The sequence below is a fragment of the Jilunia laotingensis genome, from assembly GCF_014385165.1.
In the GTDB taxonomy this organism is placed as follows: Bacteria; Bacteroidota; Bacteroidia; order Bacteroidales; family Bacteroidaceae; genus Bacteroides; species Bacteroides laotingensis.
The window spans coordinates 4,021,146-4,037,473 of sequence record NZ_JACRTF010000001.1 but is presented as its reverse complement, the minus strand read 5'-3'; the positions used below and the strand labels follow the sequence as shown (position 1 = coordinate 4,037,473).

12 protein-coding genes are annotated in these 16,328 nt (G+C 43.3%); 3 read left to right on the top strand and 9 right to left on the bottom strand.

All coding sequences use genetic code 11. The features are described from left to right. Positions 1-32 precede the first annotated feature (32 nt). On the bottom strand, positions 33-1,493 hold the full coding sequence (locus H8744_RS15850) for a lipopolysaccharide biosynthesis protein (protein WP_262435773.1): 1,461 nt from the start codon (positions 1,491-1,493) through the stop codon (positions 33-35). A 21-nt stretch (positions 1,494-1,514) separates the two neighbouring features. Beyond that, the gene (locus H8744_RS15845) at positions 1,515-2,465 is read right to left on the bottom strand and encodes a glycosyltransferase family 2 protein (protein WP_262435772.1); all 951 of its coding nucleotides are present in this window, start codon (positions 2,463-2,465) and stop codon (positions 1,515-1,517) included. Between the two features lie 530 nt (positions 2,466-2,995). Between H8744_RS15845 and H8744_RS15840 the strand changes: the two genes are divergently transcribed. Further along, positions 2,996-3,853 (top strand): hypothetical protein, encoded by an 858-nt coding sequence (locus H8744_RS15840; protein WP_262435771.1) that lies wholly within the window; start codon positions 2,996-2,998, stop codon positions 3,851-3,853. A gap of 19 nt (positions 3,854-3,872) precedes the next feature. Here the strand turns inward: H8744_RS15840 and H8744_RS15835 are convergent, their stop codons facing one another. The 7 genes from H8744_RS15835 to H8744_RS15805 form a co-directional block, all read right to left on the bottom strand. Beyond that, positions 3,873-5,000, bottom strand: a complete 1,128-nt coding sequence (locus H8744_RS15835; protein ID WP_262435770.1) for a glycosyltransferase family 4 protein — start codon at positions 4,998-5,000, stop codon at positions 3,873-3,875. 80 nt (positions 5,001-5,080) lie between these two features. After that, the gene (locus tag H8744_RS15830; protein ID WP_262435769.1) at positions 5,081-6,244 is read right to left on the bottom strand and encodes a glycosyltransferase family 2 protein; all 1,164 of its coding nucleotides are present in this window, start codon (positions 6,242-6,244) and stop codon (positions 5,081-5,083) included. Between the two features lie 12 nt (positions 6,245-6,256). After that, on the bottom strand, positions 6,257-7,156 hold the full coding sequence (locus tag H8744_RS15825; protein ID WP_262435768.1) for a glycosyltransferase family 2 protein: 900 nt from the start codon (positions 7,154-7,156) through the stop codon (positions 6,257-6,259). Continuing rightward, positions 7,153-8,523, bottom strand: a complete 1,371-nt coding sequence (locus H8744_RS15820; RefSeq protein WP_262435767.1) for an O-antigen ligase family protein — start codon at positions 8,521-8,523, stop codon at positions 7,153-7,155. The genes H8744_RS15825 and H8744_RS15820 overlap by 4 nt, the downstream gene beginning before the upstream one ends. Beyond that, positions 8,507-10,747 carry a GumC family protein gene (locus tag H8744_RS15815; protein WP_262435766.1) on the bottom strand — a complete coding sequence of 747 codons (2,241 nt, stop codon included), beginning with the start codon at positions 10,745-10,747 and terminating at the stop codon, positions 8,507-8,509. The genes H8744_RS15820 and H8744_RS15815 overlap by 17 nt, the downstream gene beginning before the upstream one ends. A gap of 36 nt (positions 10,748-10,783) precedes the next feature. Beyond that, complete coding sequence (locus H8744_RS15810; RefSeq protein WP_305067523.1) at positions 10,784-11,485, bottom strand: TolC family protein; 702 nt, start codon at positions 11,483-11,485, stop codon at positions 10,784-10,786. Positions 11,486-11,612: 127 nt separating this feature from the next. Further along, positions 11,613-12,866, bottom strand: coding sequence for a BamA/TamA family outer membrane protein (locus H8744_RS15805; RefSeq protein ID WP_262435764.1), 1,254 nt, complete (start codon positions 12,864-12,866; stop codon positions 11,613-11,615). A gap of 187 nt (positions 12,867-13,053) precedes the next feature. On the opposite strand from H8744_RS15805, the gene H8744_RS15800 reads away from it, so the two are divergent. After that, positions 13,054-14,454, top strand: a complete 1,401-nt coding sequence (locus H8744_RS15800; protein ID WP_262435763.1) for a C1 family peptidase — start codon at positions 13,054-13,056, stop codon at positions 14,452-14,454. A 502-nt stretch (positions 14,455-14,956) separates the two neighbouring features. Next, entirely contained in the window at positions 14,957-16,306 is a 1,350-nt protein-coding gene (locus H8744_RS15795) for a Na(+)-translocating NADH-quinone reductase subunit A (protein WP_262435762.1), read from the top strand. The last annotated feature ends 22 nt before the right edge of the window (positions 16,307-16,328 follow it).

Here is a 16,328-nt window from a genome sequence, read left to right as displayed (position 1 = left end):
GTTTGTTTTGTCCATTGTATGTATATGCAAAGTTATCTCTTTTTCACCTTTCCCGCCAGCTTACGTAATCTCTCCAGTAGATTGTACTCGTGGGTAACTTGGATGTAGACACCAAAGATAATGAAACTTGTCATACATTTCAATATTAATGTCAAAAAAATGTTTTCGTTGTCAATATAATAATGTAATGGCAAAAGTGCTGCTGCTATAAGCATGCTTACTATAATGGGAGAAGTAAACTGTTGTAACAAAGGCCACATGCTGCGGTTGAGCGTTACGCGGTACATTTGCCAGTAGCACTGAACGAAGTTCACACAGAAAGTGATGACTATGCACCATGCCACTGCTTCCAATGTTCTCCAGTAGAAGATGCCAAGTAACATGCCGCTGACATTAAGAATGCTTGAGAATATTCCACAAATGAATAAACTGCGTGTGTCTCTTGCTGCTTGGAAGATGCTCCCAGAAGAGGAGAGAATCACTTGTACACCTACCGAAAGTGTCAGAATGCGAAAAACCGGTATGGATGGTATCCATTGACTGCCAAAGACGATCAACGTCGTTTCTTCGGCAGTAAAGAATAGGAGTACGCTCAAGGGTAAGCCGATAAAGGATAGCAGGCGCACGATACGTTCATAAGCGGAAGCGAGTCGTCCCAAATCGTGCTGGTAATCGCTGAAAATGGGATGCATCACCGGAGTGATTACTTGCGTGATGTTTTGTAATGGAAGCATCATAAGACGATATGATTTCTCATAATATCCCAGTTGAGCCGTACCCATATATTTTCCTATCAATAATTTATCAAGGTTCCGGCTGAAATAGTTGATGACATTGAACATGAATTGATAGGCTGAATAAGAGAATATCTTACGAAGAGCCTTCAGGCCGAGAGTCATGGACGGGTGTTGCGGATAACGCCTGACAGAGATGACGAATAGCAGCAGACTCGAGATGACGGGGGCGATGATCAGTGCATATAGTCCTGCTCCTCCCAATGCAGCGATTACAGCTGCGGCACCGCTTGCGATTTGTACCGCGAAACTACGGATGGCAATGAATTTGAATTCTTTGTTTTTATAAAACAGTGCGTTAGGCACGATGTTGACCGAAGCAAAGAACAGATTGACACATAACAATTGACACAACGTGCGCAAAATGGGACTGTTGTAATACGCTGCTATGGGCCATGATGCAAAGAAAAAAAGTGTTGAAAGTGAAATTCCCATCCAAAGCGTGAATGAGAAAATCTCAGAGAGATCGTGCTTTGTCAGCGTTTTATTTTGTATAATGGCAGGGGAGATGCCTACATCGGTGAAAAGGTTGAAGAAGGCAATGATTACCGTAGCGATAGCTACGATACCGAAATCTTCAGGAGAGAGCAGGCGTGCCAGTACTCCTGCCACAATCAACGAAATAAAGATACCGCTGTATTTAGCGAGAGCAGTCCAGAAGACCCCTGAAAAAAGTTGTTGTTTGAGATTGTGTGCCATTTGAGGTTTATCAATATTATCTTATTTTTTTCTTTTCAGCATCAGCACTGCCAAGGTGCGCCATTGAACATATCTTTTGTGGTTCAGGAGGCAGAGCATCAATAATTTGATGCGTTGTTCCAGTGGCAGTGCGTGTCCTTCCCAAACAGCTGCATCCAACATTTGACTGAGAAATTGATCGGTTAAGGCTCTTTGTCCGGTAGTGAAATGGTTCTTCATGCACAGCAGTTCTCGGGTGACAGTGAGGTAACCTTTCATGTTGTTCCAAGTAAAGCAGCGTGTCATGATAGAGTTTGAACGCATCCGACGATGAAAAAAGGTGCGGTGGATGAGACCCGTACGCTGTGCTTTGAGATAGAGTTGCATTGTGAAAAGTTGATCTTCATGGAGAATGCGTGGATAGAAATCTATTTGGCACTCTTGCAGGAATGAGAGGCGGATGAAACTCAAGCAGGGCGAAGGAGTAAATTGATGACGGGTTAGTTGGGCTTCAAGTGCTTCCGTACCAATGTATGTTTTGTCTTCCAAGCCTTTCGTATGTGAATAGTAGAGGTCGGGGGTATGGCTTTTTTCCGTATCATAAAATTTCTCTGCATCAAAAAATACGAAATCCAATTGCTGCGTTTCGCATTTGTGGTAACAGCATTCCAAAGCTTCGTTGTCTAGTAGATCATCGCTATCCATGAAATAAATATATTTTCCGGTTGCATGCTTCATTCCGGTGTTACGGGCAGCAGATTGTCCTTGGTTTGTTTGCTGATAGAGCCGTATTCGCGTATCATTGGCTGACAACTCTTTCAGTATTTCACAGCTATTGTCCGAAGAACCGTCATCCACGATGATGATTTCTATTTCCCGGAGTGTCTGTGTGCAAATGCTTTCCACGGCTTGCCGCACGTAATCAGCGGTGTTATAAACCGGTATAACGACACTGACCAAAACCGAGGTAATTTCGCTTCTTGTTTGTTTCATTCTTTAGAATCAGAGCTTATGATGAACAAACAAAGATACGTATAAATATTTCGTACACCAAATCTCTTCCTCTGTTTTTTCGAGGTAAGATGTTTAATAGTTAAGTGTGATTTTAAATTGTTGATAATTAAATATTTAGAATGCCTGTTTTACCTCGGTGATCAACGGCTCCTTCCTCGGTGATCAAGGACCTCTTCATCGGTGAGCAACACCCCCTTCATCGGTGATCTCCAAGGTGTTCCTCGGAGTTAAGGAATGTGTGCAGTTTCTGATGATGATAAATGTAAAATATCTTCCTCTAATTTCATTATAAAAAACTGCTAGAAGAATCCTATTGCTTTCCATTTCGAGGAAGAATGTCGCGTATAATTTGTCATTATACACTTTTGAGCTAATTTCCAAATAACCAGAACAAAGCTTTGATTAGAAATGGTCAAAGAGTGATTAAGAAAAGTCGAATAATATTTGTGGTTGATGTTTGCTTTCATTATCTTTGCTTTCATAATCAACATAAAATATAGGAGGGACGTATGGAACAGAGAATTAACCCACCAGGATTGCCGATTCGTTTAGTTTTGTTCTTTTTGTTGATTGCTGTACCTCGGTTGCTGCCAGCACAGGAATACGGAGATAGTATACGTATCATACGTGATATTGTATTTCCGAATTCGGGAAGTACGTTGCATTTTGCTCCCCTTGAAATATTTCCTCAAAAGTCTACAACATATCCGGTATACCCGCTTAAAGAGTTGAATGCTTTACCCAATTTCTCTCTTAAGGAGAATATTCATTTGCCTTATTATACCAATCCTTCTCCCATTTTCCGGGGTGACTACAGTACGCGCGGTATTCTGAAACAATTTCCACAAGGAGTATTGTTTGGTACAGGTGGACAGACGAGTTTGCCGGGCATCGGACGCTTCAATGAAGCTTCGTTGGGATTTCAGCATGCATTTAATGATAAATTTGCCCTTCAGGTACGTGCCAATGTCATGAAGATAAATATGACTCATTTCGCAGGGCAATCATTCAGCGCTTCGGGTGCTTTTCTTTATCACCCTTCCGACAAAGTTACTTTCAAAGTTTTCGGTTCATATGATTTGGGAAATTCTTATGGGATGAGTACCAATGTGTATGGTGCCTCCATGTCTTTTGATATGTCTGAACGTTTCGGCATGGAGGTGGGAGTACAAAGATATTACGATGCCATGCGAGGCCGTTGGGAAACAGTGCCGATTGTAATACCTTACTATCGTTTCGAGAAGTTTACACTGGGACTGGATGTAGGGGGATTGGTGTACGAGTTGCTTCGCGACCTTGTCTTTGATAAACGGGACAATAGCGGTCCGACAATTATGCCTCCTCGTACTCCAATACCGATACGATAAAGTTGATAGTGAATTTGCACTACCATTCTTCGGCTGCTATTGATTGATAGATGATTAATAACGCCTCCGCACTTTTTCTCCAAGAGAATTGCTTGACACGTTGCAACCCGTATTCTTTTAGCTGCTGATAGTAAGAAAGGTCTTCTTCCAGCAACAATAATTTATGTGCTATATCGTTCGCATCCAATGGATCGGCCAACAGTGCGCCATCTCCGGCTATTTCTGGCATGGCGGATGTGTTGCCGGCAATGACAGGCGTTCCACAAGCCATCGCTTCCAACATGGGAATTCCGAAACTTTCGCGGAGCGAAGGGTAAAGAAAGGCAAAAGCACCGTTATAGAGCGCTGCAAGGTCAGTGTTGGGGATGTAGCCGGGAAAGGATAGATGGGGCTTGATATCTGTTAGCTTTTCGGCTTTCAGGATGGCATCGATAGTTTCTTCTTTCAAATCGGCTATCAATAGAGGACGTTTCCGCTTAGATTCTTTCAGGTATAAACTATATGCGCGCAGAACACGTGGTGTGTTTTTTTTCGGGTCGGTATTCCCAAGAAAGAAAAGGTAGTCATCTGCCGGGATATATTTGCGTGTAATTTCTGGTGCCGGTTGCAATGGACGGAAATAAGGATTATAACCATTGTACACAGCCGTTAATTGCTCTTTCGATAGATTTAATGCTTCCCGGATTCGGTGGCATTCGAATTGGGAAACCGTAATGATCTTCTTGCTTTTCTTGAGAATACGTGGAACGACCAGCCGGCGGTAATGCCAACCCATCTCCTGATAGATGGAAGAACTTGTTGATTGTCGCTTTTCCAAAAAGATGATATCATGCAAAGTTAATACTAATGGAACGGACAGGCGGATAGGGGCCGTATTGCTGGTACAGTGTAAAAGGTCAGGTTGAATACGGTTGACCGCACGAGGCAATGCTATTTGTTCCCATAGGGGATAGGATGGACACCTGAGTTCTACGATATGGAGATTTTCACTTTCATTCAGGCAATGGTCGGGTCCGGGACTGACGAAGATAAAGTATTCGTTTTTATGATCTATCTTCTGTAGCTCCCGGATCGTTTCCAAAGCTACAAAATCCATCCCGTGTTTATTCGGACGAAAGATTCGCTGGGCTTCAATGGCAATTTTCATTAGTATGTGGTATTATGGTAATAAATGATATGTTCGTGAGTAAATATATGGTTAGTGATTCGTTCCTTAGTAATAAGTGATCAATCGCTTCCATGTTCCGTATGAATGAATTTTTTGTTTACACCTTTCAGTTTAAATAGATTTCCTGCCATGGCAAATGCCAGTAAAGGAAGTTGCATGACAGCTTTGAGTAATCGTTTGTTGAACAATGTGCGTGGGATTGCGAGCAGCATGGCTGCAATTTGCGCGCCCGATAAAACGTACCACTTTATAGCTGCGTCCCACGGGCTGATGATAGCAACAATCAGTGTTATCATGAACACTCCGGCAAGTTGAAGCAATCTTGGCGGAAGCATCCATTGCAGGATTTTGTCACAATAATCTATGTTACCTCGGAGCAAAGCTTTCGGGAAGTCTGGCAATACGGAAGACAAGGCATCAAATTGGGCGGCTATCCAACGTTTGCGCTGATGCTTGATGGCATCGGCTTTTTGCGTCTTCTCATCGTAAACTGGGAGATACTGTAGGTATCCTGTGTGGATACGTTGCTTCAGGAGCAGTGTTTCCAGCTCTTTATCTTCTCCTGCCGTTTTCAACGATCTTACGTTTTGCTTGAACCAGTCGGCATCGAAAGCCATCCCGGAACCGGAAAGGCTGGCGGACAATCCTATTGCATTGTGACCGCTACGGAAAATGCTGTTATTGATCTCTTCACTCACCGAATCGAGAATGGCAATATCGGTATTGAGGTTTTTACCGGTTCGACGTGCCTGCACAGCTTGTAATCCAGAATCGAAGGAACGATTCACTTCTGTCAGAAAGTAGGGAGTGGTAACATTGTCAGCATCCATAATGACGATTATTTCATAAGCTTCTTTCTCCATGGCATCTACGGCAAGATTGAGTGCTTTTGCCTTTGAACTGTCCGTATAATCCGCTTTCAGCAAACGAATAGGCAGTTGTTCGAGCGTTTCATTCGTTTCGGGTAACATTTGATCGGAAATGACGATGATATCAAATAATTCTTTCGGGTACTCCTGTTCCAAGAACCGTTGTACGCTCTTTATGATAATCCGGTCTTCTTTGTAAGCCGGGAAAAGTACGGCAAAACGACGGTTCATTAATGCTTTAGGGAAATGGGGGAGGTGATAGAAACACGATGCAATGGCATAGAAAAGCAAATAAGCTACACACGATGCAAGTGAGATGTATAAGATCCAGTCGATGATAATAATCGTACTCATATATAGAATGGTTTATTTTGTTTTGTGTGGAAGATTGAAAAAGGCAAATACACCACGCCAAACGGCTGCCGACAGCTTCGGTTGCCGCTGAAGAAGATAAGTGAAGCTACTTTTACCGGCCGCTAAAGTGATTTGATATCCTATGGAGAGCATACGCTGTATGCCCGTCAAGTTTCGCCATGCATATAAAAGGCGATTGCGGGTCAAATAATAAGTACGCAATGTGCTGAGCTGGCCAGTGCTTTGGCTCTCTTTATGGAATACCGTACAAGATGGCTCATACCATAGCTCATAGCCTGCGTGCGTCATTGCCGTACACCAGTCCAATTCTTCATAATACAAAAAGTAGATCTCAGGCATCAGTCCTATGCGTGCAATCACTTCACGTTTTACAAGCATGGCCGCTCCGTGCAGATACGGACTGGGATGTGCTGTATGAAACGTTTTATCATCAGTACAATTGTAACCGATGGACCTATTGCGTAATGTAATACCGGATAGTGGCGTAAAACCGGCAAACTGGATATGTTGAGGGGATGCGGCAAAACGAATCAGAGGAGAAACTGCACCGATGGCGGGATGGCTTTCAAGACGTTCGATCAGCGAGGGGAGTCCGTCTGCTTCCATATATGTATCATTATTGATAAGGAAAAGATATTTTCCTTTAGCGATATTGATTCCCAGGTTGTTGCCTCCGGAGAAGCCTCGATTTGTTAAACTTCGAATGGTGAGTACCGAAGGATAACGTTTTTCTATTTTCTCTGCTTCGTTTTGCCGCGAAGCATTGTCAACGACAATAATCTCATAATCTACCGAGTGGATGGTTGCTTGCAAAGAGTCTATCAATTCACAAGTATCTTTAAATCCGTTGTAGCAGATAGTGATAAAAGATATGACTGGTGTTTTGTTCATGCCCACAGAAACTGTTTATTTCCTTTTTTCTTCTTTTTTTCAAGTTCTCTCTGTTCGGTTTGCTCTTGCATTGTTTTGTCGATATAAGGGCCTGCAAAGCAGAGGGCGAATCCTGTATAAACGACGATAGAGTTGGGATATTGCATTACGTCGTTGGCATAGGCGGAAACAAAAAATCCTGCATTCATGCATAGCCATGCGGCCAAAAGTCCTCGTAGTTGCTTGCTCATGATCTTGAAGAGTAGTATCCAGGAACACCAGGCAAACAGTACTCCGTGAACAAGCAGATAGATGACCAACCCTACGATTCCCGTTTCTACCCACACGCTGACCAACCAAGAGTCCGGGGGATACGGCATCAAGTCTTTGGGAGCAAAGCGTTCCCCTTTGGACAATCCCAGGCCATAGCCGAACGGCCTGTCTGCCATGAGTTCTTTCATCTTTTTTCTGTTTTCCACGCGGGTGAGATAGGACGCATCTTTGGAAGGACGGAATGCCGACCGCATTTTACGGATGTATTGGTTGCTGTCTCCGATATTGGTAAAATAGAAAAAGCAGAAAACGGCCGATAATGAGATAATACTGATAAGGATACTTTTCCAATTGCGGGATATAAGTGCGTAAAGTAGTATTCCGGCTAGAGGCACGGCTACCGCAGCGCGGGTCCCGGAAATGGCGATGCCGTAAAAGGCACAAACGGAAATCAGGATGAAATATAGCTTCATCCACCACTGGCGTACGAAAAATGCCGAGATCGCGAAAGTGGTGAGTGCCATGGCTGAATGTACACCATAATTTGCCGCGTCCGAAAAGAAGGAGAAATAACGAATGCCCGACCAGATGATGTGGGTACGAAATCCGCCCAATACAAATAAGAAATAGCGTTCACGGTCGTTGAATCCATGGTTCTTCTGCCAATAACCTTTCATGCTGGCTATCAGTATGAAAACCGACCAGATAAAAAGCAACCATTCTATCCCTTTACGGTCGCGTATGGCTACGGGGATCATCAATGAAAGAGCAAAGGGATAGAACCAATAATGGGTGATACTCACATTCCAGGCTTCCTGCACATTGTTGGGATTGCCAATCTGTAAAAGGTAATACACTCCGGATACGGCAAAAAGAGTCATCATGCCGTTGCGGGCATGTGTCAGATCGAAACCTTTGGAAGAACAGCGTATCAGCACGATGGGTGTCATGACCAACATCAACAATAGAGTGACGACACCCGTTTTGACATCGGCAAACATACCAGCGGCAACTATCAGGAATTGAAGAGCGAATAAAACATAAAAACTGGATTCTGAATAACTCTTCTCCGGTAATGTTGCGCTCTGGGAAGATATGCTATTCGTCGTCGTCATTTATTATTGTTGGTTTTCTGGTAGCGGTCTTGGGGCTTTTATTTCTCCAGTGCAAGGTCCAGTGTACAAAACTTTCCGTTAATGCTAATTGAGAGAGGCGATACGTGAAACGGTGCCACGGAGTATACGGAGGAAGCATGCCTGTGAAGTTCTCTAAATCATATTTGGGGGCATGGTTCAGGCAAATGTAGGGAGTTGCTCCCAATTGCTCTTCCAGCCTGTGTAAATTGATCTTGTCCATTGTCTTCCAACCGTAATTGGCAGAAACGACCAATACGTTCAGCTGTGCTTCTAATAGCAATGGAGTAGGGATGTTGGCACGGTCTAACTGAGGATATTCCACTATGAGTATATCTTCGTTTCCTGGTGTATAGAGATCTGTGATGTTTTTAGCCATCAGATAACGTGAAGAGTCCGAATGAAAATCTACACCGTCGGAAATGTGCCTTATTTTGAGTCCGATGCTTTGCCAGTATTTTTCCAATTGTTCGGCTATATCTGTTCTTCCGCTTCCGTCTTCTATGCTAAGTAAGTTGAGGATGTAAGGTTTGCCCGGTTCTCTATGCGTAAAAAAGCGTAGGATAGAGCTACTCAGTGAACGGATGGAATGATTGTCAAAGGTTTTGGTATAAGGGTTGAGATGCATTTTCCCCGGGAAAGTCCCGATGATCGGACACCCTGTGAGCTTCCGGGTGCGTACACTGTCTCTGAGAGTACGGTCAATCAGTTCTACCATCACAAAGAAACCGAATATCAGTAGAAAACTCCCTATGCATGCGATTACCCGGATCTTCGTACGGTTAGTAGGACTCGTCGTGATAGGATAAGCAGGCGGGTTGAGTACCTTTAATGATGCGGAGGTCATTTCAAGGCTCTTCTTACGCATCAGTGCTTCGTTATAGCTTTGGAGAGTGGTAAGATAGCTATGCTCGGAGAAGCTGATACTCCGCTCCTTTCTCTTGATGGTAGTCCCTACAGGTGCGTAAAACTCGTACTTCTGGTTCAAGTTATTGCGGCTCTGTTGCACGATCTCCATTTCCGCTTTGGCTTTCTCGTACAATAAGGTCTGATCGAGCCATTGCTCCACGATATTGGTACGCGCAAGGCCACTTTGGCTATATTTACTCCCTACATATTGGCTGGATATTTCCGACATGTCTTTTCGGATTTGCCTGAGACTATCTTTATATTCTTTTAATTTTCGTGCGGATTCGGTCGTATTGTCGGATACGGTTTCCATCTCTGAGATTTTACCGGTTAGATCGGATGCCTGTTTGAGCTTTTCTATCAGGCTCAGGTTGGTAATGGCTTGTTTCGTGTTACTGTCCATTTGTCGTTCAAGCTCTTCCAACATCGCTTTAGAACTGTTGTAAGCCAGTTTCACGTCTTGTTCCCTCAATTCAAACTCCTTATTGATGGCAGCGATTTCTTTGGTTTCATCATAGTAATTGATGATCCTGTTTTCAACATTATATTGGGTCAGGTTGTCTTCTTCGTCAGCGAGTTGTCTGCCGATACTATCCAGTTGCGATTTGAAGAATTCAATGACTTTGTCCGTCTCTCCATATCGCAAGATTCGGTATTCATGTACAAACTCTTTCATCAGTATTTCGATGGTATTATATGCGATGCCCGGGTCTGAAGAAGCATAGCCGACTTTGAGCAGGTCACTGTTTCCCAAACGGTTTACTTTGACTTTTCTTAATGCTTCGAGGCTATAATAGGGGTGTTGGAAATAAAAGAGACCGTAGATGTAGTTATTGATGTCGGGCTTTTCATATTTCATGAAATTTTCCATTGTTTTATCCACACTGTTTTTGTCGATCAGGGCTATAAGTTCTTTCCCATGAGGACTGTTTTTCATGTGATTGTAGGTGTAGTTATAGCAGGCGGAAGTAATCTGATTTTGATCTTTTGTGGGACTTCCTTCGACCAGGACACGTGAGAATAGGCGGATTGAAACTCGTTTGAGTGTGCTTTCGGCCTGTATGATGTTTATCAGATTGTCGATGGCATTTTGGGCGAGCGCATAATTTATGCCGGTATTATTGTCTTCGATACTATAACCGGAAACGACACCTGTGTAAAGGGTTGTTTGGACATCGTATGTGCCGCGCATGTTTTTGGTTTTGAAATAAATCAAGGTCGTTACAAGTACGGTACCCAAAATTACCCACCAGCGTACGCGGTATAGTGATCGAAACATGTATAATATATAGTCCATTTGGAGGATGTTTTATGTGATTTTTTTATCAGAATTTTACTTCTTGAGTATGGGAGTCCGTGTGATGACTTCAAGTATCATCAGGCTTCGTGTAAGTTCGAACTTGCTCTTTTCGAATGCTTCCATAGCCACTGATTGACGTTGTTTCTCCACGGACAACTCACCGGAATCGATTACGCTGTTCGTGAAGTTCTTCTCTGCTATTTCGTATTGCAGGCTGGCGAGTTCGAGCGCTTCGGCACGTAGCTTAAGAACACTCAGTTGCGAGGTGGCGGTGGTATACAATTCAATGATTTCTCGTTTTATTTCTTCAAATTTGACTTCTCTTTCCAACTCCGCACTTTGTACATTTAGTTTTTGGCGTTTTATACGCGATTTCAGGTCGAGAAGTCCGTCGAGGGGGATGTTGACACCCGCACCCACGGTATAGCCGTTTTGTGCTTGGGTAGTATACGTTAAATAGGGAGCAAGGGCTACATCGGTGTAGGTCGATTCGTTACCAAACATTCCGTATTGATAACTTCCTCTCAAGCTAAAAAAGCCGAGGAAAGCGCGTTTCTCTTTGGCAAGTAACTTTCGTTCGATTTCTGTTTTGACGTCCGCAAGTTCGTAAACGGGACCATTCTTGGCATTTTCAAAAAGTAGATCGAGTGGGGGAAGAGTGATATTGGTATAATCTGTCTGCGATAGCTTTGAATAATTGCTGATATCTTGGGCATGTCCTGTGAGTGATAACATACAAAACAGGAAAAGAGGGAGAGCGTATAATCCGCGAATATGATTCATCTTTTTAATATCTGCTTGTTAGGTTGTGTAATATCTTGCAAATATAAAGAAAAAAATCATGAAACGCTCTCTCTTTCTCTTAAAATGCTTCTGTCATGTTGAAATAGAATAAATTCTGTTTGTTTACCATATTCCGACCGATATCGAGTCGCACATTCATGCGTGGTTGGACTTCGATACGGAGTCCTACGCCAAAATTGGGAAGTACGCCTTCTATCTTGGTAGGGGTGGGACCCATAAAGCCACATCCGCCCCAAGCGACGAAGCCCAAATGACTGATCATTTTCTTCACCCAGTTGGCTTTGTCGGTATTAAACATTTGACGATATTCGGCCATGACGACATGAGATGATTTATCACGGTATTGCCCCATGTAGTAGCCGCGCAGGTCGAAGGGAGTACCGCTGAGCGCATACTTGTTTAATGGCACATCTCCAAAGACGTTTTTTGTCTGAGCCGTCCAAGCGATTACTTTGCGGCGGCCTACTGTCTTATATTGGCGATAGTCTATTTCAAGACGATAAAATTCGTTATCACTGCCGAAGAACTTTTCATACATTACCCCCCGGAAGTCAAGGTAGATCCCTTTATATGCATTGGCCGGAACATCCCGGGTGTCATAAGTTAACAAAAATCCAAGGCCGGCACTGAAATTACTATATCCTTCAGCCGTTCCTCCGGCATCGATGTAAGAGGGCTGACTCACCAGATATTTGGCAGGTTTGTGCATTTTGTCGTAGTTGATGTCTACTTGGGGACCGGCAAAGAAGTTGCTTTCGCCTAAGCGGAAGAGGAACCACGGGTTTACTTGCACACCGCTATACCTGTATTGGCTGGTGGTATCGCTTCGGATGTAATCTTTATTTGTGGTATAGCCGACACCGTAGAAATTCTCTTGGGTGTTTTTATAACTGAACTGGCCGAAAATACGGAAACGGTCGCCTTTGAAGAATAGTTGTGGCTTTGAAAACAGATTCAGTCCTCCGTTGAACATAAATGCAATGGCCATAGGGACAACCGAACGTTGTTGGGTTGTATCACTGGGGTTCATACGGAATGTCATGAGCGCACTACCCCCGATGAGGACACCAAAGTCGGGAGTATAACTGGGGCCTCCTAATATGTTGTAGTGAAGGTTTCGTTTGGCAACCCGTTGCTGGCGTAATTCCCGCTTTGACAATTTGGGAGTACTATCCTGGTTCAAGCTGTCAGGATTGAAAACAGTGTTGACTTTCAGTTTGCCGTCTTTCACAAATGTAATACCCTCTTCTTGAGCGAATAGTCCCAAGGCAGGGAGCAGTATCAGGCATATGCCCAGTATATATCTTTTCATATTCAATTATGAATGTGGGTGCAAAGAAAACCGTTTTATTTGGAATAGTTTTCGCGCAAATAGATAATAAATCTAAAGGAATGGCTAAAAGTTCCAAAAAAGGATGTTATTTTTGCAAAAACGAATCACTGGTTACGAGTTTGTAGTTCACTACTCGTAACTCATCATAACTTAATAACATTCTAATATGAATAAACGACTTTTGTCACTATTTGTTCTTGCCGCTTCATTCATTTCCATGCAGGCTCAGCAAGATAAGGGTGGAATCAGCGATGAAATGCTGAAACAGATCAAACAGAGTTATCAAGGTACTCCGTCGGACAAGGCATTGCGTAATGCTATCGGCAACAACGACATCCGTAAGCTGGCGTTGAATCAGGAGAATCAAACAGGAATGGATACTCATTTCTCTATCAGAGTCGATTCCAAAGGGATCACAGACCAGAAATCTTCAGGACGGTGTTGGCTTTTTACCGGACTGAACGTGATGCGTGCCAAGGCAATAGCGAAGTATGGATTGGGAGAGTTTGAGTTTTCTCAAGTTTATCCTTTCTTTTACGACCAGTTGGAGAAAGCAAATTTGTTTCTTCAGGGAGTAATCGATACGCGCGAGAAGCCGATGGATGATAAAATGGTGGAATGGCTGTTCCGCAATCCGTTGAGTGACGGTGGTACGTTTACCGGTGTTGCCGATATTGTAGGAAAATATGGCTTGGTTCCCAAAGATATAATGCCGGAAACCAACAGCAGCGATAATACGGCACGAATGGCCAATCTTATCTCATTGAAATTGCGCGAATTTGGTCTGAAACTGCGTGAACAGGCTCTCGCGGGTGCTAAACCTGCGGCACTTGAAAAAAGTAAGATAGAAATGCTGGGTACTATTTATCGTATGTTGGTATTGAACTTGGGAGTGCCTCCCACTGAATTTACTTGGACCCGTTATGACGAGAAGGGAGAACCGGTAGAAACAGCGCAGTATACCCCGATGACTTTCTTGGAAAAATACGGTGATGTCAATTTAATTTCCAACTATGTGATGTTGATGAATGATCCGAGTCGCGAATATTATAAATGTTATGAAATCGATTTTGATCGCCATCGTTACGATGGACACAATTGGCTGTATGTGAATCTGCCGGTAGAAGAGATCAAGGAAATGGCCATCGCTTCATTGAAAGATAGTACAATGATGTATTTCTCCTGCGATGTAGGAAAATTCCTTAATTCGGAAAGAGGATTGCTTGATGTCAATAACTATGACTATGAATCTTTGATGGGGACAACGTTCGGAATGGATAAAAAACAACGAGTCCAATCTTTTTCAAGTGGTTCCAGCCATGCTATGACGCTGATGGCTGTAGATATTGCCAAAGACGGGAAACCTGTAAAATGGATGGTTGAAAATAGTTGGGGCGCAGGTGCCGGCTACAAAGGACATCTCATTATGACCGATCGATGGTTTGACGAGTACATGTTCCGTCTGGTTGTGGAAAAGAAGTTTGCAACCGCAAAAGTCTTGGATATATTAAAACAGAAACCTATCAGGCTTCCTGCATGGGATCCGATGTTTGCCCCGGAAGAGTAACCTTTTCGAGCTTGAAAAACGAGTCGGATTTTAGCAGCAATTATGAGCCTCTCCGGAGGGCAAGAATGCGCGAAAAAAGGCTGTAAAAACTTGAACGGTACTTTGAACGGTCACTGCCTTTGCTATGATCTGTATATCAGGGAGTAACGAGGAAACTCAAAAAAGAGTTTGAACGGTAGTTTGAACCAATAAAATACATATTAAAATAAAGACATGTGCATTTTCGATGATCAAGATGAACAATCCCCGGAGGGAAAGTGATTATTCTCCGAGGATAATTTACTTTCATTTGAGGAGAAATTATCTTGGTTTATGATATCTTTTAGCCCCTATGTTTACGGACATCGGGGCTACGTTTTTTATCAGCAATATAAGTGCCGTGAACGTTAACAAATGTGATTACGGAAATTTCTCCTTATTTCCTTTTCCTTTTCCTCCCTTTTCACATTATTATTTATTACTTTTGCAGGCAAATTAATGAAACCATTATTTTATATATCACATGGCAAATGTAATAAAGTTACGTAAAGGCCTTGACATCAACCTGAAAGGTAAAGCTGCGCAGGAGATTGTTGCAGTGAAAGAACCGGGATTCTATGCACTTGTTCCCGACGACTTTCCTGGAGTGACCCCGAAAGTGGTTGTTAAAGAACAGGAATATGTGATGGCCGGAGGACCCTTGTTTATCGACAAGAATCATCCTGAAGTGAAATTTGTTTCGCCCGTTAGCGGCGTGGTAACAAGCGTGGAGCGCGGGGCTCGCCGTAAGGTGATGAACATCGTTGTGGAAGCCGCTGTTGAGCAGGACTATGAAGAGTTCGGCAAGCAGAATGTTGCCCAGCTAAATGCCGACAAAGTGAAAGAGCTACTATTGCAGTCCGGTATGTTTGCTTTTATCAAGCAGCGCCCGTACGCTGTAATCGCTGATCCGACGGTTACTCCCAAGGGGATCTTCGTATCAGCTTTTGACAGCAATCCGTTAGCTCCTGATTTTGAATTCGTTTTGAAGGGAGAGGAGACAAATTTTCAAACAGGTCTTGATGCATTGGCAAAAATAGCCAAAACTTATCTTGGTATTAGTGTAAATCAGAAATCTGCAGCTCTTACTCAGGCTAAGAATGTTACTATTACCGCTTTCGACGGACCGAACCCTGCTGGGAACGTGGGGGTACAGATTAACCACGTTGCACCGGTTGTGAAAGGCGAAACTGTATGGACTGTCGATCCTCAGGTTGTTATTTTCATTGGGCGATTGCTGAACACAGGACGTGTGGATATGACTCGTACCGTAGCAGTGACAGGTTCCGAAGTTTTGAAACCTGCATATTGCAAATTGCGTGTAGGAGCCTTGTTGACTAATATTTTCGCGGGAAACGTGACGAAAGACAAAGAACTGCGTTACATCAGTGGCAACGTCCTGACCGGTAAGCTTATCCCTGCTAACGGATTCCTTGGCGCATTTGATAGCCAGCTGACCGTTATCCCGGAAGGCAACGATATCCATGAAATGTTAGGATGGATCAAGCCGCGTTTTGATCAGTACAGTGTAAATCGTTCGTATTTCAGCTGGTTGATGGCGAAAAAAGAATATACCCTTGATGCTCGTGTAAAAGGTGGCGAACGCCACATGATTATGTCGGGCGAATATGATAAGGTATTCCCTATGGATATTCTGCCGGAGTTTTTGATTAAAGCTATCATTGCCGGAGATATTGACCGCATGGAAGCTTTGGGAATCTATGAAGTAGCGCCTGAAGACTTTGCTCTGTGCGAATTTGTCGATTCATCCAAATTGGAACTGCAACGCATTGTTCGTGCCGGGCTTGACATGCTTCGTGCCGAAATGATGTAATTCATAATTCAAAATTTTATAA

What these genes read in the sequence shown, in the direction of transcription:
- H8744_RS15795 (WP_262435762.1), top strand. Translation starts at nt 14,957, where the DNA reads ATGGCAAATGTAATAAAGTTACGTAAAGGCCTTGACATCAACCTGAAA.
- H8744_RS15810 (WP_305067523.1), bottom strand. Translation starts at nt 11,485, where the DNA reads ATGTTATCACTCACAGGACATGCCCAAGATATCAGCAATTATTCAAAG.
- H8744_RS15820 (WP_262435767.1), bottom strand. Translation starts at nt 8,523, where the DNA reads ATGACGACGACGAATAGCATATCTTCCCAGAGCGCAACATTACCGGAG.
- H8744_RS15835 (WP_262435770.1), bottom strand. Translation starts at nt 5,000, where the DNA reads ATGAAAATTGCCATTGAAGCCCAGCGAATCTTTCGTCCGAATAAACAC.
- H8744_RS15840 (WP_262435771.1), top strand. Translation starts at nt 2,996, where the DNA reads ATGGAACAGAGAATTAACCCACCAGGATTGCCGATTCGTTTAGTTTTG.
- H8744_RS15815 (WP_262435766.1), bottom strand. Translation starts at nt 10,747, where the DNA reads ATGGACTATATATTATACATGTTTCGATCACTATACCGCGTACGCTGG.
- H8744_RS15825 (WP_262435768.1), bottom strand. Translation starts at nt 7,156, where the DNA reads ATGAACAAAACACCAGTCATATCTTTTATCACTATCTGCTACAACGGA.
- H8744_RS15800 (WP_262435763.1), top strand. Translation starts at nt 13,054, where the DNA reads ATGAATAAACGACTTTTGTCACTATTTGTTCTTGCCGCTTCATTCATT.
- H8744_RS15830 (WP_262435769.1), bottom strand. Translation starts at nt 6,244, where the DNA reads ATGAGTACGATTATTATCATCGACTGGATCTTATACATCTCACTTGCA.
- H8744_RS15845 (WP_262435772.1), bottom strand. Translation starts at nt 2,465, where the DNA reads ATGAAACAAACAAGAAGCGAAATTACCTCGGTTTTGGTCAGTGTCGTT.
- H8744_RS15805 (WP_262435764.1), bottom strand. Translation starts at nt 12,866, where the DNA reads ATGAAAAGATATATACTGGGCATATGCCTGATACTGCTCCCTGCCTTG.
- H8744_RS15850 (WP_262435773.1), bottom strand. Translation starts at nt 1,493, where the DNA reads ATGGCACACAATCTCAAACAACAACTTTTTTCAGGGGTCTTCTGGACT.